Genomic DNA, 24,482 nt, shown 5'->3' on the forward strand with positions numbered 1-24,482 from the left:
GCTGAAGGGGATGGACGGGGTGTGATCTTCTTCTCGAAGAAAACACCCCCAACCCTGACATCTAGCCCTGGAACCGATACTCCTCGAGCAGCCTGCGGCCGATGATCATTTTCTGGATCTCGGCGGTACCTTCACCGATCAGCAGCATCGGGGCCTCCCGGTAGAGGCGCTCGATCTCGTACTCCTTGGAGAAGCCGTAGCCGCCGTGGATCCGGAAGGCGTCCTCCACGACCTCCTTGCAGTACTCGGAGGCGAGGTACTTCGCCATCCCTGCCTCAAGGTCGTTTCTTTCGCCGGAGTCCTTTTTGCGTGCAGCGTTCACCATCATGGCATGGGCGGCCTCGACCTTGGTAGCCATCTCCGCCAGCTTGAACTGGATGGCCTGGTGCTGGGCGATCGGTTTGCCGAAGGTGTGACGCTGCTGGGCGTACTGGACACCCAGTTCGAACGCACGCTGGGCGACACCGCAGCCACGCGCCGCGACGTTGACGCGGCCGACCTCCACGCCGTCCATCATGTGGTAGAAACCGCGGCCGGTGACCCCGCCGAGCACCCGGTCCGCGGGAATCCGCAGGCCGTCCATGATGAGCTCGGTGGTGTCGACACCCTTGTAGCCCATCTTCTCGATCTTGCCCGGGATGGTGAGGCCGGGGCGGACCTCGCCGAAGCCGGGCTCCTTCTCGACGAGGAAGGTCGTCATCGACTTGTGGGGCGCGGTGCCCTCGGGGTGTCCTTCGTCACTTCGGACCAGGACGGCCACGAGGGAGGACGTTCCGCCGTTCGTGAGCCACATCTTCTGACCGTTCAGGACGTACTCGTCGCCGTCCTTGACCGCCTTCGACGTGATCGCCGACACGTCCGAGCCCAGGCCCGGCTCCGACATCGAGAAGGCGCCGCGGATGTCGCCGGCGGCCATCCTCGGCAGGAAGTGATCCTTCTGCTCCTGCGTGCCGTGCTGCTTGAGCATGTACGCGACGATGAAGTGCGTGTTGATGATCCCGGAGACGGACATCCAGCCGCGGGCGATCTCCTCGACGCACAGCGCGTACGTCAGGAGCGACTCGCCCAGGCCCCCGTACTCCTCGGGGATCATCAGGCCGAACAGGCCCAGCTCCTTCAGACCGTCGACGATCTGCTGCGGATACTCGTCGCGGTGCTCCAGCTCGGTCGCGACCGGGATGATCTCCTTGTCCACGAAGTCGCGGACGGTGGAGAGGATCTCCTGCTGGATGTCGGTCAGACCGGCGGTCTGGGCGAGTCGTGCCATGGCTACTTCTCCTGCTCCTTGAGCTCGGGGCGGCCCGGCTGCTCGCCGCCGCGCTCCTTGATGTACGTCTCGGTCGGCACCATCACCTTGCGGCGGAACACGCACACGAGCGTGCCGTCCTGCTTGTAGCCCTTGGTCTCGACATGAACGATGCCGCGGTCGTTCTTCGACTTCGACGGCCACTTGTCGAGCACGGTCGTCTGGCCGTAGATCGTGTCGCCGTGGAAGGTCGGCGCCACGTGCCTGAGCGACTCGATCTCCAGGTTGGCGATCGCCTTGCCGGAGATGTCCGGCACGGACATGCCGAGCAGGAGGGAGTAGATGTAGTTCCCGACCACCACGTTCTTGCCGAAGTCCGTCGTGTTCTCGGCGTAGTTGACGTCCATGTGGAGCGGGTGGTGGTTCATGGTGAGGAGACAGAAGAGGTGGTCGTCGTACTCCGTGACCGTCTTGCCCGGCCAGTGCTTGTACGTCGCCCCGACCTCGAACTCCTCGTAGGTGCGCCCGAACTGCATCGCGTCACGCCTCCGGGATCTCGAACGTGCTGGTGCGCTGCATGCCGGCGGCGCGGCCCTTGCCGGAGATGACCAGGGCCATCTTGCGGCTGGCCTCGTCGATCATCTCGTCGCCGAGCATCGCCGAGCCCTTCTTGCCGCCCGCCTCGGACGTGTAGTAGTCGTACGCGTCCAGGATCAGCTCGGCGTGGTCGTAGTCCTCCTGCGAGGGCGAGAAGATCTCGTTGGACGCCTCGACCTGGCCCGGGTGCAGCACCCACTTGCCGTCGAAGCCGAGCGCGGCGGCGCGCTGGGCGACCTCGCGGTAGCCGTCGACGTTGCGGATCTGCAGGTAGGGGCCGTCGATCGCCTGGAGGTTGTTGGCGCGGGCGGCCATCAGGATCTTCATCAGGATGTAGTGGTAGGCGTCCGCCGGGTAGCCGGGCGGCTGCTCGCCCACGACCAGCGACTTCATGTTGATCGACGCCATGAAGTCGGCAGGGCCGAAGATGATCGTCTCGATGCGCGGGGAGGCCTGCGCGATCTCGTTGACGTTGTTGAGGCCCTGCGCGTTCTCGATCTGCGCCTCGATGCCGATGCGGCCGACCTCGAAGCCCATGGTCTTCTCGATCTGCGTCAGGAGGAGGTCCAGGGCGACGACCTGCTGGGCGTCCTGGACCTTCGGCAGCATGATGCAGTCGAGGTTCTGCCCGGCGCCCTCGACGACCGTGACGACATCGCGGTACGTCCACTCGGTCGTCCAGTCGTTGACCCGCACGACCCTGGTCTTGCCCGTCCAGTCGCCCTCGTTGAGGAACTTGACGATGGTGTGCCGCGCCTCGGGCTTGGCGAGCGGGGCGCACGCGTCCTCCAGGTCGAGGAAGACCTGGTCCGCCGGGAGGCCCTGCGCCTTCTCCAGGAAGCGGGGGTTGCTTCCCGGGACCGCGAGACACGAGCGGCGGGGACGCAGACGGTTGACGGTCATGCGGGGACCTCCAGAGGGTCGAGCTTGTTCGCTTTCCGGATCTCGTCGACGATGCGGCCGATGATGCCGGTGATGTCGAAGTCCTTCGGGGTGAAGACCGCGGCCACTCCGGCTGCCCTGAGCTGCTCGGCGTCACCATTCGGGATGATGCCACCGGCGATCACCGGTATATCTGTGGCACCGGCCACACGCAGCCGCTCCAGCACGTCCGGCACCAGCTGGGCGTGGGAGCCGGAGAGGATGGACAGGCCGACCGCGTGCACGTCCTCGGCGAGGGCCGCGTCCACGATCTGCTCGGGCGTGAGCCGGATGCCCTGGTACACCACCTCGAAGCCGGCGTCCCGCGCGCGGACGGCGATCTGCTCGGCACCGTTGGAGTGCCCGTCCAGGCCGGGCTTGCCGACCAGGAAGCGCAGCTTGCCGACGCCCAGGTCCCTGGCCGTCAGATCCACCGTCCGGCGCACCTCGGACAGGGCCGAGCCCTCCTCGGCGGGGATCGCCACCGGCGCCGACGAGACACCGGTCGGCGCGCGGAACTCGCCGAACACCTCGCGCAGGGCCCCGGCCCACTCGCCGGTGGTGACACCGGCGCGGGCGCACTCCAGGGTGGCCTCCATGAGGTTGTCGGTCCCCTTGGCGGCCTCCTTCAGCTTCTCCAGCGCCTTGCAGGGGCGCGGGTGGTTGAAGGGAGGCTGGTAGCGGGTGTCGCGCCAGTGCTGGAGGGAGGCGATGACACGGGCCTCGACGGCCGGGTCGACCGTCTGGATCGCCGTGTCGAGGTCGGCGGTCAGGGGATTCGGCTCGGTCGTCTCGAAGACGTTGACGCCGACGATCTTCTCCTGCCCGGACTCGATACGGGCCCGGCGCTCGGCGTGCGAGGAGACGAGCTGCGACTTGAGGTAGCCGGACTCGACGGCGGCCATCGCGCCGCCCATCTCCTGGATCCGCTCGATCTCCGCGAGTGACTCCTCGACCAGCTCGGCCACCTTGGCCTCGATGACCTTGGAGCCCTCGAAGATGTCCTCGTACTCCAGCAGGTCGCTCTCGTGGGCGAGCACCTGCTGGATGCGCAGCGACCACTGCTGGTCCCAGGGACGGGGCAGACCCAGGGCCTCGTTCCAGGCGGGGAGCTGGACGGCACGCGCGCGTGCGTCCTTCGAGAGGGTCACGGCCAGCATCTCGAGGACGATCCGCTGGACGTTGTTCTCCGGCTGCGCCTCGGTCAGGCCGAGGGAGTTGACCTGGACGCCGTAGCGGAAGCGGCGGTGCTTGGGGTTCTCGATGCCGTACCGCTCGCGCGTGATCCTGTCCCAGATCCGGCCGAACGCCCGCATCTTGCACATCTCCTCGATGAAGCGGACGCCCGCGTTCACGAAGAAGGAGATACGGCCGACGACGTCGCCCATGCGCTCCTGCGGCACCTGGCCGCTGTCGCGCACCGCGTCGAGGACGGCGATGGCGGTGGACATCGCGTACGCGATCTCCTGCACCGGCGTGGCCCCGGCCTCCTGCAGGTGGTAGCTGCAGATGTTGATCGGGTTCCACTTGGGGAGGTGGGAGACCGTGTACGCGATCATGTCCGTCGTCAGCCGGAGGCTCGGCCCCGGCGGGAACACATGGGTGCCCCGGGACAGGTACTCCTTGACGATGTCGTTCTGGGTCGTGCCCTGGAGCTTGGTGACGTCCGCACCCTGCTCCTCCGCGACGACCTGGTAGAGCGCCAGCAGCCACATGGCCGTGGCGTTGATGGTCATCGAGGTGTTCATCTGCTCCAGGGGGATGTCCTGGAACAGCCGGCGCATGTCACCGAGGTGCGCGACCGGCACACCGACCCGGCCGACCTCGCCGCGGGCGAGGATGTGGTCGGAGTCGTAGCCGGTCTGGGTCGGCAGGTCGAACGCGACCGACAGACCCGTCTGGCCCTTGGCGAGGTTGCGCCGGTACAGCTCGTTGGACGCCTCGGCCGTGGAGTGACCGGCGTACGTGCGCATCAGCCACGGCCGGTCCTTCTGACGCTCAGTCATCTATGACCTCGGATGTCCTCAGATGTTCCGGAAGCGGTTGATGGCGTCGATGTGCTGCGCGCGCTTCTCCTCGTCGCGCACGCCCAGGCCCTCCTCGGGCGCCAGGCACAGGACGCCGACCTTGCCCTGGTGGAGGTTGCGGTGCACGTCGTAGGCGGCCTGCCCGGTCTCCTCCAGGGCGTAGACCTTCGACAGGGTCGGGTGGATCTTGCCCTTGGCGATGAGGCGGTTGGCCTCCCAGGCCTCGCGGTAGTTGGCGAAGTGCGAGCCGATGATCCGCTTCAGCGACATCCACAGGTAGCGGTTGTCGTACTCGTGGTTGTAGCCGGACGTCGAGGCGCAGGTGACGATGGTGCCGCCCTTGCGCGTGACGTACACACTCGCGCCGAAGGTCTCGCGGCCGGGGTGCTCGAAGACGATGTCGACGTCCTCGCCGTCGGTCAGCTCGCGGATGCGCTTGCCGAAGCGCTTCCACTCCTTCGGGTCCTGGGTGTGCTCGTCCTTCCAGAACTTGTAGTCCTCGGCGGTGCGGTCGATGATCGCCTCGGCGCCCATCGAGCGGCAGATCTCCGCCTTCTGCTCGCTGGAGACGACACAGATCGGGTTGGCGCCGCCCGCGAGCGCGAACTGCGTGGCGTACGAGCCGAGTCCGCCGCTCGCGCCCCAGATGAGGACGTTGTCGCCCTGCTTCATGCCGGCGCCGTTGCGGGAGACCAGCTGCCGGTAGGCGGTCGAGTTGACCAGGCCCGGAGCGGCGGCCTCCTCCCAGCTCAGGTGGTCCGGCTTCGGCATCAGCTGGTTGGACTTGACCAGCGCGATCTCGGCGAGGCCGCCGAAGTTGGTCTCGAAGCCCCAGATGCGCTGCTCGGGGTCGAGCATCGTGTCGTTGTGGCCGTCGGACGACTCCAGCTCGACGGACAGGCAGTGCGCGACGACCTCGTCGCCCGGCTTCCAGGCGTTGACGCCGGGGCCGGTGCGCAGGACGACGCCCGCGAGGTCGGAGCCGATGATGTGGTACGGCAGGTCGTGGCGCTTGGTGAGCTCGCTGAGCCGGCCGTAGCGCTCCAGGAACCCGAAGGTCGACAGCGGCTCGAAGATCGAGGTCCACACGGAGTTGTAGTTGACCGAGGAGGCCATGACGGCCACCAGGGCCTCACCCGGGCCGAGCTCCGGCAGCGGCACCTCGTCCAGGTGGATCGACTTGCGGGGGTCCTTGTCGCGGGTCGCGAGGCCCGCGAACATCTCCGTCTCGTCCTTGTGCACGGTGATCGCGCGGTACGACTCGGGGAGCGGCAGGGCGGCGAAGTCGGCGGACGTGGAGTCCGGCGACTGGATCGCGGCCAGGATGTCCTTCACGGTCACGGTGTTGCCTCCGGCGGTGAGCGCCCTGAGGGAGGGGCGCTGAGGGTTACGTCGGTGCTGCTGAGGGATGAGGGTGTGCCGTCGGTTCGGCGGGTGGTGCTGTCCGGCAGCGCTTTGTGGCGCGGGAGGTTGCCTGTGACGCAGGCGTCCGGGCGCGCATCCATGGGGTTGCGGGGACAGCCGACGTACGAATGGTCTCTGCACGCCGGCCGCCCGGACTCCTTCAACGTATGACACCGCGTGTCACCCCGCAAGGCACTGAGTGCCAGAACTTCCTCTCAGCTGAAATCTTTACGTAACAAATGAGCGATGATCGATCGAACGTGCTCTGAAATCTGCTCGAAAAGGGGCTCTGACATGCCAAAACGGCCACCCGATGGGGTGGCCGTTCTCACAGCGTCCCGGCAGGGACCCGGGGGCTCAGCGCTCCTTGAGGGCCTGCTCGATGGTCCGCATGACCTCGTCCAGCGGGGCGTCGGTGCGGGCGACCGTCACCAGGACCTCGCCCTGCGCGGAGACCGTCGCGAGGGTCGGCCTGGGGGCGGTGGCGCTGCCGCGCCCGGCCCCGATGCCCGTCCCGAACGTCTTCCGCACGATCGCGAAGGCGTGGTCGAGCTGCGCCTCCACGTCGCCCTGGCCGCCGGCCCTGAGCCAGCGCCGCAGGACGTGGTTGTGGGCGGTGACCACGGCGGACGCGGCGACCTCGGCCAGCAGCGGGTCGTCGTTGGCGTCGTCGTCGTGGGCGTGCTCGTCGAAGTGGCCGAGGAGGTAGCGGGTGAAGAGGCGCTCGTAGCGGGCCACGGACGCGATCTCCGCCTCGCGCAGGGTGGGCACCTCACGCGTCAGCTTGTAGCGGGCGACCGAGATCTCCGGCCGGGCCGCGTACATCTTCATGACTTCCTTGATGCCGCGGCACACCGTGTCGAGCGGGTGCTCGTGCGCGGGGGCCGCGTTCAGCACCGCCTCGGCGCGGATCAGGGTGTCGTCGTGGTCGGGGAAGATCGCCTCTTCCTTGGAGCGGAAGTGACGGAAGAAGGTGCGGCGGGCGACCCCGGCCGCGGCCGCGATCTCGTCGACGGTGGTCGCCTCGTACCCCTTGGTCGCGAACAACTCCATCGCCGCGGCCGCCAGTTCCCGGCGCATCTTGAGCCGCTGGGCCGCCGCGCGGGAGCCTGCGGCACTTTCCGGCGCGTCGGTCGTGGCTGGTGTACGTGAGGACTTGGCGGGCTGGGACATGACCCGAACGTACTGCATGTGCGCAGCTCGATGCGCAGGTCCGGGGTATCCCCCGCCCCACGCGGGCGGGGGAGGGGCTGCCGGTCCGAGCAGCCCGCCCCAGTCCTCACCGGCTCGCAGCCGGTCGCCGCCCCCGTCAGCGGCGGGCATGTTCGCGGAAGCCGCGGCCCGTCTTGCGGCCGAGGCAGCCCGCGGCCACCAGGTGCTCCAGGAGCGGTGCCGGGGCCAGGCCCGGGTCGCGGAACTCGCGGTGCAGGACCTTCTCGATGGCGAGCGAGACGTCGAGCCCGACGACGTCCAGCAGCTCGAAGGGGCCCATCGGGTAGCCGCCGCCCAGCTTCATCGCCGCGTCGATGTCGTCGAGGGACGCGTAGTGCTCCTGCACCATCTTGACCGCGTTGTTGAGGTAGGGGAACAGCAGCGCGTTCACGATGAAGCCCGCACGGTCACCGCAGTCCACCGCGTGCTTCCTGATCTTTCCGCAGACCTCGTGGACCGTCGCGTGGACGTCCTCGCCGGTCAGCACCGTGCGGACGACCTCGACCAGCTTCATCGCCGGCGCCGGGTTGAAGAAGTGCATGCCGATCACGTCCTGCGGACGCGAGGTCGCGCGGGCGAGCGCGACGACCGGCAGCGAGGACGTGGTCGTGGCGAGCACCGCGCCCGGCCTGCACACCTTGTCCAGCGCCGCGAACAGCTGCCGCTTCACGTCCAGGTCCTCGGCGACCGCCTCGACGGCCAGGTCGACGTCCGCGAAGGCGTCGTAGGAGCCCGCCGGGGTGATCCGGTCCAGGGTCTGCGCGGCGGCCTGAGCGGTGAGCCGGCCCTTGTCGACGGAGCGCGAGAGCGACTTGCCGACACGGGCCTTGGCGGCCTGCGCCTTCTCCTCGCTGCGGGCGGCCAGGACGACGTCGTAACCGGCCTTGGCGAAGACCTCGGCGATACCGGAGGCCATGGTGCCGGACCCCGCGACACCGACGCTGCGCACCGGACGGCCGGGGAGCCCGGTCCCGCCGGACAAGGGGGTCAGGGCGTCCGGGACGACCGTCGGGCTGTTCGGCGCCTCGTACGTGTAGAAGCCGCGGCCCGACTTGCGGCCGGTCAGGCCCGCCTCGCTGAGCTGCTTGAGGATCGGCGCGGGGGCGTGCAGCCGGTCGTGGGACGCGGCGTACATGGCGTCCAGGACCGTGCGCGCGGTGTCGATGCCGATCAGGTCGAGCAGGGCGAGCGGGCCCATCGGGAGGCCGCAGCCCAGCCGCATCGCGGCGTCGATGTCCTCGCGGGAGGCGTACTTCGCCTCGTACATCGCGGCGGCCTGGTTGAGGTAGCCGAACAGCAGCCCGTCCGCGACGAACCCGGGCCGGTCGCCGACCGCGACCGGCTCCTTGCCCAGGTCGAGGGCGAGGTCGGTGACGGCGGTGACGGCGGCGGGCGCGGTCAGCACCGAGGAGACGATCTCGACCAGCCGCATGGCCGGCGCCGGGTTGAAGAAGTGCAGCCCGAGCACCCGCTCGGGACGCGCCGAGTCGGCGGCGAGCCGGGTCACGGACAGCGCGTTGGTCCCGGTCGCGAGGATCGCCTCCGGCCGCACGATCCCGTCCAGCTCCCGGAAGATCTGCTGCTTGATCTCGTACGACTCCGGCGCCACCTCGATGACGAGGTCGGCGTCGGCCGCCGCCCGCAGGTCGGTGGCGGTACGGACGCGGGCGAGGACGTCCGCGCGCTCCTGCCCGGTCAGCCGGCCGCGCTCCACGGCGCGGGCGGTGGAGGCCTCCAGGGCGGCGACGGAGCGCGCGGCCTGGGCCTCGCTGATGTCGATGCCGATCACCTCGCGGCCGGCCTTGGCCAGGACCTCGGTGATGCCGGTGCCCATGGTGCCCAGGCCGACGACGGCGATCGTGCGCAGGGGGGACTGAGAGGCGGGGGACAGGGGAGTGGCCATCGCGGACTCCAGAAATGAGGGTGACGACTGGGAACGCGCCCGGGTGCGCCGAGGACGCCTCTGCGGAGGCCTGGGCGCACCGGGTGCGGAAAGGAGTGCGGGTGTTGCCGGGCTGCGAGCGCACACGCCCGGTGCCGGTCGCCGCGGGCGTGCACACGCCCGGAGGACGAACGGGGAGATCCGACCGGCCCTGTCCCGTGGCCGGGTCGTACTGCGGTACGAGGTACCGAACCGACTTCCCTTGCGGCAACTGCGTCACCAGGCCGCCGCGAGGGGTGGAGCGAGTGGGTGACTCGCTCGTATGAGCTTAACCGGTGGGTAACGAGCGCGCCAGCCCCCGTGTTTGTGACGTGGCTCCCGAGCGCGGCGCGCCTGCGGTCTCAGGAGTCGGAGCCGTCCCTGCGGCGGATGTGGAGGTAGACGGTGACGCAGACACCTATGCCCGCCACGCCGACCGAGGCCAGCCCGACGTACACGCCGGCGAGCACGGGCTGGAGGGTCACCTGCCGGATGGTGAGGCCGATGGCGACGAGGCAGCCGGCGACCAGCACGTAGATGGTGGCCTTCAGGGTGAGGAGCCGGCGGCGCAGACGGCGGGCGGCCGCGGCGTTCCGTACGGCGGAGGCCTCGCCCGCGGCCGGTGCCGCCGCTGCGGTCTCCGGCTCGGTCCCGGTCTCGGGCTCTCTCCCGGTCCCGGCCGTGGGCGCGGTCGATGCCGCCGCGCCGGAGGGGGTGGCGGCTGCCGGGCTCGGCTGCGGCACGCCGGTCCGCTGCCGCTCGGCGTTCTTCTTCGGCGGGGTGCCGTGGGTCGCCATCGTCGTGCGCTTTCTGTGCGGGGGGTCGGGGGTGGGGCGCCGGGTACCGCCGCTCCGTCGGCCGGGGCCGGGGGAGCGGCGGCTCCGTCATGGCGTCAGCCGGCCAGCGCCTCCGCGCTGTCCAGTGGCGTCACGAGGGTCCTGCCGGCTCGAACGGCAGGGCCCACGGTGCCTTCCTTGCGGCGTGCGCGGGCAGGAAGCCCGCCGTCGGTGCCGGCGTCGGTCTCCTCGTTGCGTTCCGCCACCGGGCCGGCCTCGGGCCGGATGTTCTCCCCCTGGAACATCCGGCTCAGGACGGCGAGGCGGGCGACCGCCCCGGCGGGCAGGTGCCGCAGGGCGAGCAGGGCGCGGCCCACGGCGGACTCGTCGCGTTCGGCCGTGTCGAAATAGAGCGGCGACGCCCAGGGGGCCTCGCCGGGGTCGCCTCCCGCGGCCCGCCGCTGGATCTCGGCCACGACGTCCTCGAAGTACCGGGCATCGTGCTCCAACCACTCCTGGGGAGTGGGCGGAGCGGCATGGTCGATCAGACGTGCCTTACGGCGATACGCCGTCACATGAGGCATGCCTTCTCCTTCCTTCTCTCGATCTCTACGTCGAAGAAGCCCTTCTGGAGCTCCTCCACGGAGACGCCGGCGGACGTCAGGCGGCCCTTGGCCCGCTTCATGAGCTTGCTGGTCCAGCCCGGCGAGCGGGCCAGCACCTCGGCGGTCCTGGCATTGGTCCACCCCAGGAAGGCGATGAGGCGGTAGACCGCCCGCTCCGACTGCGGCAGGGCGTCGACCTCGACCAGCCACGGCCGGAACCCGTCGTCCACCTCGCCGAACCGGAAGCCGTACAGGGAGACGAGGGGGATCAGGTGCACCTCGTGCGGGCCGCAGCAGTTCTCGCGGGCCTTCACGTCGTCGGCCGCGAGCTGCATGCTCACGTCCATCAGCCTCTCGTACGCCTCCTCGACACAGATGTCGGCGGGCAGATGGGGCAGGGTCCTGGTGAAGGTCTCCTGGGTGATGGCCGTGACGTTGCAGCGCGGGTCGTCGTAGGCCTCGAACGTGTCGAACTGCACCTTGTGGAACAGACTGTGCATCAGTTCCATCTGGCGGGACGGGTCGAGGGACACAGCAGGACTCATTTGTTCAAGGCCCTTCGGACAAAACGATGGCGCCGCCGGCGCCTCGGTGCAGGAGCTCACCGGCTCCGCATCGACGGCACACATCATCAGGGGGGAGACCGCAGACCCTTTTCCTGTCGGTCTCGGCACCCACTCGATGACTCATTACTTACCAGTAGCAACGCTCTGTGATCGTTCTTGGGTAGACCACTGCTCAAGGAGGTGGATGTTCCGGGGGATGCGTCAACAACAGCCGCTTCACGGGCTGTTGGCTGCGCATCGTACTGACCCGGGCGGCAACGCCTTTCCGCCCCGCGAGTTCACCCGGACGAAGGATCTTCCTTCGAAAACTCGCCGAACATGGCTGGTAGTGAACGGAGTTGGGACCTGAGGCCGTGCCACCTGTCCGGGGCGCGCGGCATTGCTGCACGTCACTGGTGGGAACGGGACCGTCCGGGCCTTGAGCCGCGGTCGTCCCGGAGGCCGGGCGCAGGTACCGGGCAGGTGTGTTCCCGGCGTTGGGCAGTGCGCTGGTTGTGCTTCCGTGCGCCTCTGCGCGCCGCCCGGCCCCCGGCGAGGGGCGCAGCCCCTACCCTCGACGCATGGACGAAGAGTTGCGATCGCTCACGGAGCGTCTACGGCGGGAGTCGGGCGGGACGGCGGCGTACGAGCGGTTGGCGGGCACCGCCGACCACGACGAACTGGCGGGCGTGCTCACCGAGTCGGGACAGCCGCTGTGGGCCCGGGAGCTGGCCGCGTTCCGGCTCGGGCTCGCCGGGGACCGGCGCGCCTTCGAGGCCCTCGTCCTGCTGCTCAACCACCGCGACCCACCGCGCTGCGCCGCCGCGGCCCACGCCCTGGCCCGCCTCGGCGACCCCCGCACCGCCCGCGCCGCGGCCGCCCTGGCCACCAACGAACTGCGCGTCGCCTACGCCCTGCACCCCGTCCGGCTCCTGGTGGAGCTGCGCGCCCCCGAGTCCGTCCCGGCGCTGATCACCACCCTGCAGCGGCGGCTGACCCCGCACGACCCCCACCGAGGGGTGGCCCTCGCCTGCGTCGACGGCCTCGGCACCCTGGGCGACCACCGAGCCCGCCCCGTACTGAAGGAGGCCCTCGCCCACCCGACCCTCGCGGAGGCGGCGGTACGGGCGCTGGAGCGGATTCCTCGCCAACGCTGAGGGGGCGACGTACAGGGGGCGCGGGATGGAGTGGGGAATGGTGTGAGTTGGCGGGTGCGGGCTGTGGTGGGCTGGTCGCGCCCAAGCGGCGGAGCCGCACATCCACACAGCCCCGCGCCCCTGGGGAAGTTGCCCTACCGGTCGGTCGAGAACGCGCGCCTGCCCCCGTAGCCTGTATCCACCGTCAAGCCGTCAAGTCTCCCCACCTGCCGCACCTCTCACCGCCCCCGGCCGGTGCCGGTGCCGATGTGGCGGCATCAGGCCCCGGTAGGCGGTCTGCCACCCGCGGATGCGGATCTCGGAGACGCGGTCGCAGTCGGCGAGCGTCATCTCACGGACGAGCGCGGCCGTCACTCGGCCACCACCGCGAAGGCCTCGATCTCCATCAGGAACTCCGGGCGCACCAGCGCGGCGACCTGCACGGCCGAGGAGGCCGGAAGACGGTCGTCGGGTATGTGTGCGGCGCGGGCCGCGCGGATCGCCGGCAGATGGGCCATGTCCGTGACGAAATAGGTGAGTTTGACGACGTCGTCGAAGCTCGCTCCGGCGGCGGCGAGGCAACGCCGCAGGTTCTCGAAGACCTGGCGGGCCTGGGCCTCGGGGTCGCCCTCGCCGACCAGCCCGCCGTGCGCGTCGAGAGGGAGCTGGCCGGAGACGGCCACGAAACGGCCGGTGCCCAGCACGACATGCGTGTACTGGGCCGCGGCGGCGACACCGTCGGGGGCGGGAATCCTGGTCAGCTCACTCATGCGTCCATGGTGGACCATGGGTCCGACACCGCCCCCGACGGGGTCGCCGGCCGTCGTGGCCCTCAGCCGCGGAAGCCGAGCAGCCCGTGCAGTGTCGAGCCGTGGGCCGTGCCCGAGGCGACCTTCGCGGTCAGCGGCCTGGGGTCGGGCAGCGCCTTGCACACCGCGTCGACCGTGCCGGTGCCGCGGGGCACCGTGCCGTCGGTCAGGTACTTCGCCAGGTGTGTGTCGAGGCAGGAGTTCCCGCTCAGCGTGATGCCGTGGTTGCCGCCGCCCTGCTCGACGACGAAGCTCGAACCACGCAGCAGGGCGTGCGTCGTGGCGCCTCCCTCGTACGGGGTGGCCGCGTCGTCCGTCGCCTGGAACAGCAGGGCCGGCGGCACCTCGCCGTTGGCGATGTTCACCGGCTCCAGGGGGCGGGTCGGCCAGAACGCGCACGGCGCGTTGTACCAGGCGTTGTTCCAGGTCATGAACGGCGCCTTCTCGTACACCGCCCAGTGGTCCGCGCGCCACGCGTCCCAGTCGCGCGGCCAGGAGCCGTCACGGCACTGCACCGCGGTGTAGACGCTGTAGCCGTTGTCCCCGGCGGCGTCGACCGCGGCGAAGTCCTCGTACGCCTCGACCAGCGGCTCGGCGTCCTTGGCGTTGACGTACGCGGCGAACGCCTCGGCGAGGTGCGGCCAGTAGCCGTTGTAGTAGCCGCCCGGCAGGAACGTGTCCTCCAGCTCCGCGGCGCCCACCCTGCCGTCCGCCGGCTTCTTCGCCAGCGCCGTCCGCATCGCGTACCACCTGGCCTCGATCTTCCCGGGATCGGTGCCGAGCCCGTACGTGGCGTCGTGCTTCGCGATCCAGGCCATCAGCGCCCGGTGCCGGTCGTTGAAGGCGGGGTCCTGCCCGAGGTTGTCCTCGTACCACACGCCGGTGGGGTCGACGATCGAGTCGAGGACCAGGCGCCGCACCCGCTCCGGGTAGAGCTTGGCGTAGACGGTGCCCAGGTACGTGCCGTACGAGTAGCCGAAGTAGTTCAGCTTCGGCGCGCCGAGGGCCCGGCGGATGGCGTCCATGTCCCGTACGGCACTGAGGGTGTTGATGTGCGGCAGCACGCTCGCGTACTTCTTGCCGCAGGCCTCGGCGAAGGACCTGGCGCGCTGGAGGTTGGCCCGCTCGATCGCCGCGGTGGCCGGGACCGGGTCCGGGCGCACCGAACCGAAGTGGCCCGGTTTGCAGGTCAGCGCGGGCGTGCTCCTGCCCACCCCGCGCGGGTCGAAGCCGATGACGTCGTACTCGGCCGCCACCTTCTTCGGCAGCGACTTCGCGACGAACCCGGCGAGCGTCCGTCCGCTGCCCCCGGGGCCGCCCGGGTTGACCAGCAGCGGCCCCTGGTACTTCTTGGCGGTGTGGGGGACACGGGAGAGCGCGAGCGTGATGTGCTGTCCGCCGGGATCGCCGTGGTCGAGCGGCACCTCGAGGGACGCGCACTGCAGCGTCGGGTAGTCGGTGGTGGGGCACTTCTTCCAGCTGAGCGTCGCCGCTCGGACGGCCTCCGGGCTGTGCGACGGGCTCGCGCCGGCGGGCACGGCGGCGAAGGTCCCGGCCACGACGACGGCGGCGGCGCCGCACAGCACAGCTGCGCGTTTTCTCATGGAGTCCTCCCAGGACGGAGGTCGACGGACCGCGTGGATCACGGCCCTCGCCGCATCGTCCCGAAAAGATCGTCCGAAAGAACCTGTTCTGGTGATACTTGACCCGATCGGGTCGCGGGATGCCCTCGAACGCGCTCAGATCAGCGTGAGTTGGGTCGGCCCGGACTCCTCGGGCTCCTCCACCGGCTCGGGCGGCCGGATCCTGCGGGGCATCCCCGCGCGTGTGGGGCCGATGCCGTACTCCTCGGCCAGGTCGTGCACCTGACGGGTGATCCGGCGCTGGTACCACTTCGGCGCGTAGGCGCCGTCCGCGTACAGCCGCTCGTAGCGGCGCACCAGGTGCGGATGGTGCTGCCCGAGCCAGGCCATGAACCACTCGCGGGCGCCGGGCCGCAGATGCAGCACCAGCGGGGTGACGGAGGTGGCCCCCGCCGCCGCGATCGCCCGTACGGTGGCCCGCAGTTGGGCCGGCTCGTCGCCGAGGAAGGGGACCACGGGCGCCATCAGCACCCCGCAGCCGATGCCGTGCTCGGTGAGGGTCCGTACGACGTCCAGACGGCGCTCGGGGGCCGGTGTGCCCGGCTCCACGGTGCGCCACAGCTCGGTGTCGGTGAAGCCGACCGAGACGGAGATGCCGACGTCGGTCACCTCGGCGGACTGCTTCAGCAGGTCGAGGTCGCGCAGGATCAGGGTGCCCTTGGTCAGGATCGAGTAGGGGTTGGCGTGGTCGCGCAGGGCGGCCAGGATGCCCGGCATCAGCCGGTAGCGGCCCTCCGCGCGCTGGTAGCAGTCGACGTTGGTGCCCATCGCGACATGCTCGCCGTGCCAGCGGGGGGAGGCCAGCTGGCGGCGCAGCAGCTCGGGCGCGTTCACCTTGACGACGATCTGGGTGTCGAAGCCGATCCCGGTGTCCAGGTCCAGGTAGCTGTGCGTCTTGCGGGCGAAGCAGTACACGCACGCGTGCGTGCAGCCCCGGTAGGGGTTGATCGTCCACTCGAACGGCATGCGGGAGGCGCCCGGCACCCGGTTGAGGATCGAACGGGCCCGCACCTCGTGGAAGGTGATCCCGCGGAACTCGGGGGTGTCGAAGGTCCTGGTCGTGACCGCGTCCGCGCCGAACAGCGCGGCGTCCGCCGCCCGGTCGTGACGGGACTCGGCTGTGAGGTTCTCCCAGCGCATGACGCCTCCTCGGTAGCGCTGGGCCCACAATAGAACATGTGTTCCCATGATCGTGCGACGGTTCTTTCCGATCGCCTCACGACCGCTTGCGGAACCCCGATTTGGGCGGCCGGGCACCGGGGTGGTTGGCTTGCCCCAACCCCGAGACACAAAGACCTGGAGGAACCCATGGCGCAGGTCGAAGCCACCACCGAGCGGGTCGTCGCGGCGGACCCGGAGACGGTGTTCGACACGATCGCCGACTACAGCGGTACGCGCGCGAGGCTGCTGCCCGAGCACTTCAGCGAGTACGAGGTGCGCGAGGGCGGCGACGGCGAGGGCACCCTCGTCCACTGGAAGCTCCAGGCCACCAGCAAGCGCGTCCGCGACTGCCTCCTGGAGGTCACCGAGCCCGCCGACGGCGAACTCGTCGAGAAGGACCGCAACTCCTCGATGGTCACCGTCTGGCGCGTCACCCCGGCCGGCGAGGGCAGGTCCCGGGTCGTCGTCACCACCACCTGGACCGGCGCCGGCGGCATCGGGGGCTTCTTCGAGAAGACCTTCGCGCCCAAGGGACTCGGCCGGATCTACGACGCGATCCTCACCAACCTGGCCACCGAGGTCGAGAAGTAGCGCACCCGGGTCAAGGGCCCCACGGCCCTTGGCCGTCGGCCGCTCTCCCGGTTCGCGTGCTCCCCCCCTCGGACCGGGTCGGTGCCGCAACTCGCCGCAGCGGACGCGAGGGCGGCCGCGTCAGCCCCCGGCGAGTACGCCGTCGCCGCCGCCGGACACCCCCCGGTCGCCACCGTGCGCCACCTGGCGGGCGGCGGCCGCACACCGAGCGTGACCTGCGGCTCCGCCCCGAGGACCGACGGCACGCGGGGCAGGCGCTACCCGCCCCCGCCCGGGTGAAACCAATTCCAGAATTGCCGCACATCGCGAGCAGCGTGCGCCGTACGGTGGTGGCTGCGGAACAGATCTTGCGTAGCTCTGGGGAGAGAGGGCCTGGGCCATGGACCGTGGCACCGAAGGGGACGCGCCTCCCAGCCGCGGAGCCGGGGGCGGTACGGCGGCCGGACCCGCCGACGCCGGGCGCATCCCGCTCGCCGTGGTCGTGGTCGACCGCGACGGCCTTGTCTCCCACTGGAGCACCGGTGCCCGCCGGCTCTTCGGCGTCGCCAAGAACGACGCGATCGGCCAGGCCGCCATCGACCTGTTACCCGTCTCCGGCGCCCTCCCGGAGGTGGACGACGACCTGCCGTACGGGGACCACGCCGCCTACGACGGACTCGGGCCCGGCCTGGAGACCTCCCTCGACCGCGGGCTGAGCTATCCGGCCGCAGGGCGGGCCCGGCTGACCGTGCCCGAGCGCGAGCGAGGCGAGACGGTGGTCCCCCCGTCCGAAGGGTCGGGGAGGGTCGACGTCCTGTGGTGGGCGTACCCGCTCGTCGGGCCGGGGCGTGAGCGGCTGCTCGTGCTGGCGGCCGACGCGGAGGGCCTGCACCGGCCCGAACAGGACAACCGCCTGGTCGTCGAGCGCATCGCGCCCGGCTTCGCGCTGCACACCGACTTCCCCGGCGCCGAGGAACTCGCCCGCAGGCTCCCTGAGATCCTGCCCAGCATGAGCGTCGGCGAGAGCGCCCGCATCGTCGCGCAGGTCCTTGAACTCGGCTACCCCGTCCTGGAGTTCAGCCAGAACGACCGGGTGCCCGTCACCCCCGACTGGGGCGTCGCCCGGCGCGTCGAGCGCAGAGCCCGCCGCGAGCGGGCCGCCCGCGCCGCGGCCGACGGCTCACCTCTACCGGAGGACCTCGACGACGAGGGCGAGGACCTCGAGTACGCCGCCGTCCGCGAGCGCCTGGAGTTCCTCAACGAGGTCAGTGGGAGGATCGGCACCTCCCTCGACCTCTCCCGGACCATCATCGAGGTCAGCAAGGCCGTCGTCCCCCGCTTCACCGACGTCGCCGGCACCTATCTGCGCGAACAGGTCGTCGCCGGTGAGGGCTTCCCGGAGGGCGTACCGGACACGACCACCATGTGGCACCGGGTCGCCGTCGAGCACACCGACGAACCCGGCCGCTGGGACGACGTCGTCCCCGTCGGCGAGGCGATGCCGTTCCCGGCGCACACCCCCTTCTTCCAGTGCATGACCACCGGCGAGCCGGTCCTGGTGCCGCGCATCAGCGAGCAGATGGGCCACGCCATCGCCTCGCAGTTCGACAAGCGTGACATCCGGCCCCTGATCACCGGCCGCTCCATGCTCGTCGTCCCGCTGAAGGCCCGTAACGTCGTCCTCGGCTTCATGATCCTGCTGCGCCACCCCGAGCGCGCCGAGTTCAACGACATGGACCGGGTCACCGGCGCCGAACTCGCCGCCCGGGCGGGCCTCGTGCTCGACAACGCGCGCATGTACACCTACCAGGAGAGCGTCGCCGAGACCCTCCAGGACAGCATGCTGCCGCACATCCCGCCGCACATGACGGGCTGCGACATCGCCACCCGTTATCTGCCGGGGACGTTGCTGGGGCGCGTCGGCGGCGACTGGTTCGACTCGGTGAAACTGCCCGGCGCCCGCACCGCCCTCGTCGTCGGCGACGTCATGGGTCACGGCCTCAACTCCGCCGCGATGATGGGCCAGTTGCGGACGGCCGTGCAGACCATGGCCGCCCTCGACCTGCCGCCCGCCCAGCTCCTGCGCAACCTCGACGATCTCGCCCAACGCCTCGGCGACACCTACCTCGCGACCTGCCTGTACGCCGTCTACGACCCGATCGCGAGCGAGCTGCACCTCGCCAACGCGGGCCACATACCGCCCGTGCTGGTCCACGCCGACGACGGTCGCAGCGAGCTGCTCGACCTGCCCACCGGTGCGCCGATCGGCGTGGGCGGGGTGCCGTTCCAGGCGGTGCGCGTGCGCGTGAAGCCCGGCGACCGGCTGGTGATGTGCACCGACGGGCTGGTCGAGGTGCGCGGCGAGGACATCGGCGTGGGCCTCGCGACCCTGTGCGAGTCCGCCGCCCACCCGGCCGCCTCCATGGACGACGCCTGCGACACCATCATCCGCGCCCTCGCTGTGACCTTCTCCGAAGCGGGCCGCGGCGGCCGCAAGGACGACGTGGCCCTGCTCATGGTCCGTCTGGCCGGTATCGAACCCGACGACGTCGCCGAGTGGACCTTCCCCCTCGACCCGGCCCAGGTCGGCCGCGCCCGCGCGGTGGTGCGCGAGCAGCTCCACGACTGGGGCCTGCCGAAGCTCGCCGACCCCGCCGAGCTGATGGTGAGCGAGCTGGTCACCAACGCCGTACGGCACTCCCACAGCCGGCCCGTCGCGCTGCGGCTCGTCCGCGGGGACACACTGCTGTGCGAGGTGGACGACGACGGCCACGAGCTGCCGACCCTGCTGAGCGCCGGGCCCGGTGACGCGTACGGGCGGGGGCTGCGCGTGGTGAGCACCCTGGCCCGCGAGTGGGGCGCCAGCCGTACGGGCGGCGGCAAGTCCGTCTGGTTCGAGTTGACGCTGCCGAGGCGCTGAGCGGGGCGCTCGACCGCGTATGTCTCCCGAACGAGGCGTGAAGGAATCCGTACCGCGCTTGTCCGTCCCACCCGGGAGCGATACACCGTACTGGCCCGTCACTTACGACGGATCGGCGTCGCACCCTGGGGAGTTGGGCATGAGCGTGACGAGTCGGTACCGGGAGACCTGGGAGGGGTTCTGGCGCGAGGCCCCCGAGGAGACGGGCGCGGTGTTCTGGGACGCGGACCCCGCGGTGACCGCCGCTCCCCACCTCGCCTTCTTCGAGCCCCGACTCGTGGACCCCGGGCTGCCGTTGATCGACCTCGGCTGCGGCAACGGCACCCAGACCCGTTTCCTGGCCGACCGCTTCCCGCATGTGATCGGCGCCGACCTGGCCGCCGCGGCCCTCGACCACGCCCGGCGGGCCGACCCCGCCGGGCAGGCGACGTACCGGCTGCTGGACGCGGCCGAGAAGGGCGCGGCCGAGGTGCTGCACGCCGAACTCGGCGACGCCAACGTCTATATGAGGGGCGTCCTGCACCAGTGCGAGCCCGACGACCGGCAGCCGTTGGTGGACGGGATCGCCGCCCTTCTCGGCGACCGCGGCCGGGCCTTCCTCGTCGAGCTGTCGGAGGCCGCCCGACCCGTCCTCGCCGGCCTCGCCCAGAGCCCCGGCGGACCGCCCGCGAAGCTCGCGTCGGTCTTCCGGCACGGCATCGCCCCCGGCGAGGTGGCCGACGAGGCGGTACCCGTGTATCTGGCGGCCGCCGGCCTCACCGTCCTGGCGTCCGGCGAACTCCCGCTCACCACCACCGAGTACGCCCCCGACGGCACCCGGATCGAGCTGCCGTCGACGTGGATCCTGGCCGGCCGGGCAGTGTGAGCACGGTCACATCAAAAAGCAGCTCCTCTTCCTGTCACACCGGCTCGGCGCGGGGTGTCAGGGGGGTGAAGGAAGCCCGCGAACCCTGATGAGGAGCTGCTGACATGTCCACTGCCTACGTCGTCGTCACCGTCCTGGGAGCCGTCCTGGCCGGATTCTCGGCCGCCTCGGTCTTCTTCGGGGCCGAGTGGACCGTGAAGCCGCTGGCCGACTACGGCGTGCCCCGCTCGTGGTGGCTCTGGCTCGGCGTCGCCAAGGCAGCCGGTGCGGCCGGTCTGCTGGTGGGGCTGCTCGTGCCCGTGATCGGTGCACTGGCCGCGGCCGGCCTGGTGCTGTACTTCCTCGGGGCGGTCGTCACCGTGCTGCGGGCCCGCTGGTTCTCGCACGTGCCGTTCCCGCTGATCTACGCGGCACCGGCGGCCGTCTCGCTCGTCCTGTGGTTCTGAGAACGGCGGTTCTGAGAACGGCGGTTCTGAGACGGCGGTCCTGGCAGGGCTGTCCGAGCACGGGGGAGGGGTGACCGGGAATCCCGGTCACCCCTCCCCCTTTCCTCAGCCCTCGAGTACCGCCACCTCGATCCCGGCCAGCCGCTCCTGGTCCGCGACGACGTCGATCCGTGTGATGCCCTCGTCCGTGACCGTGAAGAGCAGGACCAGCCGCAGCCGGCCCTGCGGCGCCATCACGAGGCCCACGCGGCCGTCGAGGAGCGCGGGACCGGTGAACAGGGCCCGGCCGGTCGCCGCCATCGCGCTGTGGGCGACGGGGCGGGCACCGCCGAGGGTGATCGGCTCCGGGGTCGGGACGACGAAACGGTCGGCGGTCAGAACCACGTCCGGGTGCAGCAGAGACAGCAGTGCGTCGAAGTTCCCGCCGCGGGTGGCGGCGAGGAACGCGTCGACGACCTCGCGCTGCCGGGCCAGGTCGGCGGCGGGCGCGGGGGTTCCTCCCCTGACCCGCCGTCGGGCGCGGCTCGCGAGCTGCCGGGTCGCGGCCGGGGTGCGCTCGACCAGCGGGGCGATGGTGTCGAACGGCACCGCGAACAGGTCGTGGAGCACGAACGCCAGCCGTTCGTCCGGGTTCAGCGTGTCCAGGACGACCAGCAGGGCCACCCCGACCGAGTCGGCCTGCAGCGCCTCCTCCTCCGGATCGGCGCCCTCTCCCGCGTCCACGGCCGCCTCACCCACCTGTGTCTCCAGCGGCTCCTCACGCCGTGTCCGGCGCGAGCGCAGCATGTTCAGGCTCACCCGGCTCACCACCGTGGTCAGCCAGGCCGTGAGGTTCTCCACCTCGTCCAGGTCGGCCCGGGACGCCCGCAGCCAGGTCTCCTGGACGGCGTCGTCGGCCTCGGCGAGCGAGCCGAGCATACGGTGGGCGATGGCCCGCAGCCGGGGCCGGTCGGCCTCGAAACGTTCCGCAGGCAGGGTGGGCGTGGTCATGGCCGGGTCCCCGTTCATGTCGCTTCGGCGAAGGGCGGAAGGCTTCCGCGTGGGAGATCAGAGCAGAAAACGATCTCCGGGACCTCAGGGATTTCCCGGCGGCAGAGCGTGACGCGCGCCACACGGCCGGAATTGAGTACGGAACCGGGCCGATTTCCGTACCCAGGACTGAGGGGCCGAGCCGGGATGCGAGGATGAGGCGCCATGACAGCAGGGTGGTGTTCTCGCACAGTACGGGCCGCGGTGTTCGCGGCCGTGTGTGTGCTGCTCGCCGCTCTCGGCCACGTCCTGATGTCCGGCGGCGGCGTGCCCTGGTGGGCGCTGGGGGCCGGCGCGGCCGTGACGGGCGCTGCGGGCTGGTGCCTGGCCGGGCGTGAGCGCGGACTGCCGCTGATCGTGACCGTCGTGGTCGCCGCGCAGACCGCCCTGCACTCGGCGTTCTCCCTCGCCCAGTCGACGACCGGGACCATGGCCGCCGGCGACACCGGTTCCATGAACATGGACATGCACCCAGGCATGGGCATGGACATGGGCATGAGCATGGGCTCGATGTCCATGGACGCCATGGACATGGCCTCCATGGGGCACGCCCCGCACTCCATGACCGGCGTCGGCACCTCGTCGTACGGCATGCTCGCCGCCCACCTGCTCGCCGCGCTGCTGTGCGGGCTGTGGCTGGCGTACGGGGAGCGGGCCGCGTTCCGCATCCTGCGGGCCGTCGCCGGATGGCTGGCGGCGCCGCTGCGGCTGCTGTTCGCCCGGCCGGTCGCGCCGGAGGGCCCACGCGTGCGCGTACGGCGCCGCCGGGCCGAGCGGGCGCCGCGGCTGCTGCTCCTCGTCCACGCGATCATTTCTCGGGGTCCGCCCGCGGAGACCGCTGTCCTCTGACGACAGCCGGTGCCCCGAGGCCGCCCCTGTGCGCCTCGGGCCACGGCCGTACGCCGACGCGGGCGCCCCAGGACGCCGCGCGGTCGCCGTAGGGCCGTCTCCCGTTCACCGGACCGCCCGCGCCCTCGCGCGCCGCCGGTCCGGATCCCTGACCCGAGAAGGACACCAGGTGATGGACCCTTCCCTGACCACTGTCCACCGCGCGTCCGACCGATCGGCCTGTGCCGACGAGTCGGTCACCGCGCTGGCGCTGGCCGCCCGCGGGGGTGACGCGGACGCCGTCGAGCGGTTCGTGCGCGCCCTGCACCGGGACGTCCTGCGCTACGTCGCCCATCTGTGCGCCGATCCGCAGGCGGTGGACGATCTCGCCCAGGACACGTTCCTGCGGGCGCTCGGCAGCCTGCACCGGTTCGAGGGCCGCTCCTCCGCGCGCGCCTGGCTGCTGTCGATCGCGCGCCGGGCGGTCATGGACAGCTACCGGTACGCCGCCGCCCGGCCCCGCCGCGCACACGTACCGGACTGGCAGCAGGCCGCCGAACTGGCCCAGCCGCGCGGTCTGCCGGGCTTCGACGACGGCGTCGTCCTGCTGGACCTGCTGGCCGCGCTGCCGCGGGACCGGCGCGAGGCGTTCGTGCTGACCCAGATCCTCGGTCTGCCGTACGACGAGGCCGCGGAGCGCAGCGACTGCCCCGTCGGCACCGTGCGCTCACGCGTGGCCCGTGCCCGCGCCACGCTGGCCCGCCAGCTCACGGAGGCGGACGAGCCGGCCGTGCTGGCGGCCTGAACCCGCCGGGAGGTGCTGTGGCCCGCGGGCCACAGCACCCCGCACCGGTCAGCCGCACCCGGCTTCGAGGTGGGGCTGTGCACCGGTCGGCGTCGGCGGAGGACCGACCGGATTCGTTGTCCGTCCGCCCGGTGGACGCCCGTTAAGCTCAGGGGATTTCCTGGAGAGGGCGAGAACCGGGCATGAAGATCCTCATCAGCGCCGACATGGAAGGTGCCACCGGCGTCACCTGGCCGGCCGACGTGCTGCCGGGGACGCCGGAGTGGGAGCGGTGCCGTGCGCTGTTCACCTCGGACGTCAACGCCGCCGTCCTCGGCTTCTTCGACGGCGGCGCCGACACGGTCCTGATCAACGAGGCCCACTCGACCATGCGCAACCTGCTCCTCGAACAGCTCGACGAGCGGGCGGAGATGCTCACCGGGCGGCACAAGGCGCTGTCCATGGTGGAGGGTGTCCAGCACGGCGACGTCGACGGCATCGCCTTCGTCGGCTACCACGCCGGCGCCGGCATGGAGGGCGTCCTTTCCCACACCTACCTCGCCAACTCCGTCACCGGGGTGTGGCTGAACGACGTACGGGCGAGCGAGGGACTGCTCAACGCGCAGGTGGTCGCCGAGTACGGGGTGCCGGTCGTGCTGGTCACCGGGGACGACGTGGCCTGCGAGGACGCGCTCGGGTACGCGCCCGAGGCGCTGAAGGTGGCCGTCAAGGACCATGTGTCGCGGTACGCGGCCGTGTGCCGGACGCCCGCCCGGACCGCCGCCGACATCCGGGCGGCGGCGAAGGAGGCAGCGCACCTGGCGGTCCGTCACGAACCGGTCGTGGGCGGGCCGTTCACGGTCGCCGTGGAGTTCGACGCCGAGCATCTGGCGATGGCCGCGACCGTCGTACCGGGCGTGGCGCGGATCGGGGAACGGAAGGTCGCGTACACCAGCGGCACCATGTACGAAGGCATCCGGACGTTCAAGGCGGTCACGACGGTCGTCTCGTCCGCGATCGAGGAGCAGTACGGCTGA

At 71.0% G+C, this 24,482-nt stretch carries 22 protein-coding genes and 1 pseudogene; 8 read left to right on the forward strand and 15 right to left on the reverse strand.

Annotated features, from left to right (window positions below; genetic code table 11):
• Nucleotides 1-61: 61 nt before the first annotated feature.
• The 10 genes from IE263_RS04085 to IE263_RS04130 form a co-directional block, all read right to left on the reverse strand.
• Nucleotides 62-1,267, reverse strand: coding sequence for an acyl-CoA dehydrogenase family protein (locus IE263_RS04085; protein WP_189932268.1), 1,206 nt, complete (start codon nucleotides 1,265-1,267; stop codon nucleotides 62-64).
• A 2-nt stretch (nucleotides 1,268-1,269) separates the two neighbouring features.
• Nucleotides 1,270-1,782 carry a MaoC family dehydratase gene (locus IE263_RS04090; protein WP_189932270.1) on the reverse strand — a complete coding sequence of 171 codons (513 nt, stop codon included), beginning with the start codon at nucleotides 1,780-1,782 and terminating at the stop codon, nucleotides 1,270-1,272.
• Nucleotides 1,783-1,786: 4 nt separating this feature from the next.
• The gene (locus IE263_RS04095; protein ID WP_189932272.1) at nucleotides 1,787-2,746 is read right to left on the reverse strand and encodes an HpcH/HpaI aldolase/citrate lyase family protein; all 960 of its coding nucleotides are present in this window, start codon (nucleotides 2,744-2,746) and stop codon (nucleotides 1,787-1,789) included.
• Nucleotides 2,743-4,770: an ethylmalonyl-CoA mutase gene (locus IE263_RS04100; protein ID WP_189932274.1), complete on the reverse strand. Its 2,028-nt coding sequence runs from the start codon at nucleotides 4,768-4,770 to the stop codon at nucleotides 2,743-2,745. Before IE263_RS04100 ends, IE263_RS04095 begins: the two co-directional genes overlap by 4 nt.
• An 18-nt stretch (nucleotides 4,771-4,788) precedes the next feature.
• The gene (ccrA, locus tag IE263_RS04105; RefSeq protein WP_189933150.1) at nucleotides 4,789-6,126 is read right to left on the reverse strand and encodes a crotonyl-CoA carboxylase/reductase; all 1,338 of its coding nucleotides are present in this window, start codon (nucleotides 6,124-6,126) and stop codon (nucleotides 4,789-4,791) included.
• Between the two features lie 426 nt (nucleotides 6,127-6,552).
• Nucleotides 6,553-7,368 carry a TetR family transcriptional regulator gene (locus tag IE263_RS04110; RefSeq protein WP_189932276.1) on the reverse strand — a complete coding sequence of 272 codons (816 nt, stop codon included), beginning with the start codon at nucleotides 7,366-7,368 and terminating at the stop codon, nucleotides 6,553-6,555.
• A 136-nt stretch (nucleotides 7,369-7,504) separates the two neighbouring features.
• Nucleotides 7,505-9,310, reverse strand: a complete 1,806-nt coding sequence (locus IE263_RS04115; RefSeq protein WP_189932279.1) for a 3-hydroxyacyl-CoA dehydrogenase family protein — start codon at nucleotides 9,308-9,310, stop codon at nucleotides 7,505-7,507.
• Nucleotides 9,311-9,690: 380 nt separating this feature from the next.
• Nucleotides 9,691-10,125 carry a hypothetical protein gene (locus IE263_RS04120; protein WP_189932281.1) on the reverse strand — a complete coding sequence of 145 codons (435 nt, stop codon included), beginning with the start codon at nucleotides 10,123-10,125 and terminating at the stop codon, nucleotides 9,691-9,693.
• Nucleotides 10,126-10,220: 95 nt separating this feature from the next.
• The gene (locus tag IE263_RS04125; RefSeq protein WP_189932283.1) at nucleotides 10,221-10,688 is read right to left on the reverse strand and encodes a hypothetical protein; all 468 of its coding nucleotides are present in this window, start codon (nucleotides 10,686-10,688) and stop codon (nucleotides 10,221-10,223) included.
• Entirely contained in the window at nucleotides 10,676-11,254 is a 579-nt protein-coding gene (locus IE263_RS04130) for an RNA polymerase sigma factor (RefSeq protein ID WP_189932285.1), read from the reverse strand. Before IE263_RS04130 ends, IE263_RS04125 begins: the two co-directional genes overlap by 13 nt.
• Before the next feature lie 581 nt (nucleotides 11,255-11,835).
• On the opposite strand from IE263_RS04130, the gene IE263_RS04135 reads away from it, so the two are divergent.
• Nucleotides 11,836-12,411 (forward strand): adenylosuccinate lyase, encoded by a 576-nt coding sequence (locus IE263_RS04135; RefSeq protein ID WP_189932287.1) that lies wholly within the window; start codon nucleotides 11,836-11,838, stop codon nucleotides 12,409-12,411.
• 252 nt (nucleotides 12,412-12,663) lie between these two features.
• On the opposite strand, the pseudogene IE263_RS48240 reads toward IE263_RS04135, so the two are convergent.
• From IE263_RS48240 to IE263_RS04150, 4 genes and pseudogenes are all read right to left on the reverse strand, one after another.
• A pseudogene (locus tag IE263_RS48240) lies at nucleotides 12,664-12,741 on the reverse strand (GNAT family N-acetyltransferase); the annotation flags it as partial.
• A gap of 20 nt (nucleotides 12,742-12,761) precedes the next feature.
• Nucleotides 12,762-13,160, reverse strand: a complete 399-nt coding sequence (locus IE263_RS04140; protein ID WP_189932290.1) for a RidA family protein — start codon at nucleotides 13,158-13,160, stop codon at nucleotides 12,762-12,764.
• 62 nt (nucleotides 13,161-13,222) lie between these two features.
• Nucleotides 13,223-14,803, reverse strand: coding sequence for an alpha/beta hydrolase (locus tag IE263_RS04145; protein ID WP_189932292.1), 1,581 nt, complete (start codon nucleotides 14,801-14,803; stop codon nucleotides 13,223-13,225).
• Nucleotides 14,804-14,938: 135 nt separating this feature from the next.
• The gene (locus IE263_RS04150; protein WP_189932295.1) at nucleotides 14,939-15,982 is read right to left on the reverse strand and encodes an Rv2578c family radical SAM protein; all 1,044 of its coding nucleotides are present in this window, start codon (nucleotides 15,980-15,982) and stop codon (nucleotides 14,939-14,941) included.
• A gap of 168 nt (nucleotides 15,983-16,150) precedes the next feature.
• Here IE263_RS04150 and IE263_RS04155 point away from each other — a divergent pair, with 168 nt between their 5' ends.
• From IE263_RS04155 to IE263_RS04170, 4 genes are all read left to right on the forward strand, one after another.
• Complete coding sequence (locus IE263_RS04155; protein WP_189932297.1) at nucleotides 16,151-16,594, forward strand: SRPBCC family protein; 444 nt, start codon at nucleotides 16,151-16,153, stop codon at nucleotides 16,592-16,594.
• A gap of 379 nt (nucleotides 16,595-16,973) precedes the next feature.
• Nucleotides 16,974-19,493, forward strand: a complete 2,520-nt coding sequence (locus tag IE263_RS04160; RefSeq protein WP_189932299.1) for a SpoIIE family protein phosphatase — start codon at nucleotides 16,974-16,976, stop codon at nucleotides 19,491-19,493.
• Between the two features lie 139 nt (nucleotides 19,494-19,632).
• Nucleotides 19,633-20,358 carry a methyltransferase domain-containing protein gene (locus IE263_RS04165; RefSeq protein WP_189932301.1) on the forward strand — a complete coding sequence of 242 codons (726 nt, stop codon included), beginning with the start codon at nucleotides 19,633-19,635 and terminating at the stop codon, nucleotides 20,356-20,358.
• A gap of 104 nt (nucleotides 20,359-20,462) precedes the next feature.
• On the forward strand, nucleotides 20,463-20,804 hold the full coding sequence (locus IE263_RS04170; RefSeq protein ID WP_189932303.1) for a DoxX family protein: 342 nt from the start codon (nucleotides 20,463-20,465) through the stop codon (nucleotides 20,802-20,804).
• Between the two features lie 105 nt (nucleotides 20,805-20,909).
• On the opposite strand, the gene IE263_RS04175 is transcribed toward IE263_RS04170, so the two are convergent.
• The gene (locus tag IE263_RS04175) at nucleotides 20,910-21,794 is read right to left on the reverse strand and encodes a sigma-70 family RNA polymerase sigma factor (protein WP_189932304.1); all 885 of its coding nucleotides are present in this window, start codon (nucleotides 21,792-21,794) and stop codon (nucleotides 20,910-20,912) included.
• Nucleotides 21,795-21,998: 204 nt separating this feature from the next.
• On the opposite strand from IE263_RS04175, the gene IE263_RS04180 reads away from it, so the two are divergent.
• The 3 genes from IE263_RS04180 (at nucleotide 21,999) to IE263_RS04190 (ending at nucleotide 24,482) form a co-directional block, all read left to right on the forward strand.
• Nucleotides 21,999-22,682: a hypothetical protein gene (locus tag IE263_RS04180; protein WP_189932305.1), complete on the forward strand. Its 684-nt coding sequence runs from the start codon at nucleotides 21,999-22,001 to the stop codon at nucleotides 22,680-22,682.
• Nucleotides 22,683-22,854: 172 nt separating this feature from the next.
• On the forward strand, nucleotides 22,855-23,466 hold the full coding sequence (locus IE263_RS04185) for a sigma-70 family RNA polymerase sigma factor (RefSeq protein WP_189932306.1): 612 nt from the start codon (nucleotides 22,855-22,857) through the stop codon (nucleotides 23,464-23,466).
• Between the two features lie 182 nt (nucleotides 23,467-23,648).
• Nucleotides 23,649-24,482: a M55 family metallopeptidase gene (locus IE263_RS04190; RefSeq protein ID WP_189932307.1), complete on the forward strand. Its 834-nt coding sequence runs from the start codon at nucleotides 23,649-23,651 to the stop codon at nucleotides 24,480-24,482.

Source organism: Streptomyces aurantiogriseus, assembly GCF_014649375.1.
In the GTDB taxonomy this organism is placed as follows: domain Bacteria; phylum Actinomycetota; class Actinomycetes; order Streptomycetales; family Streptomycetaceae; genus Streptomyces; species Streptomyces aurantiogriseus.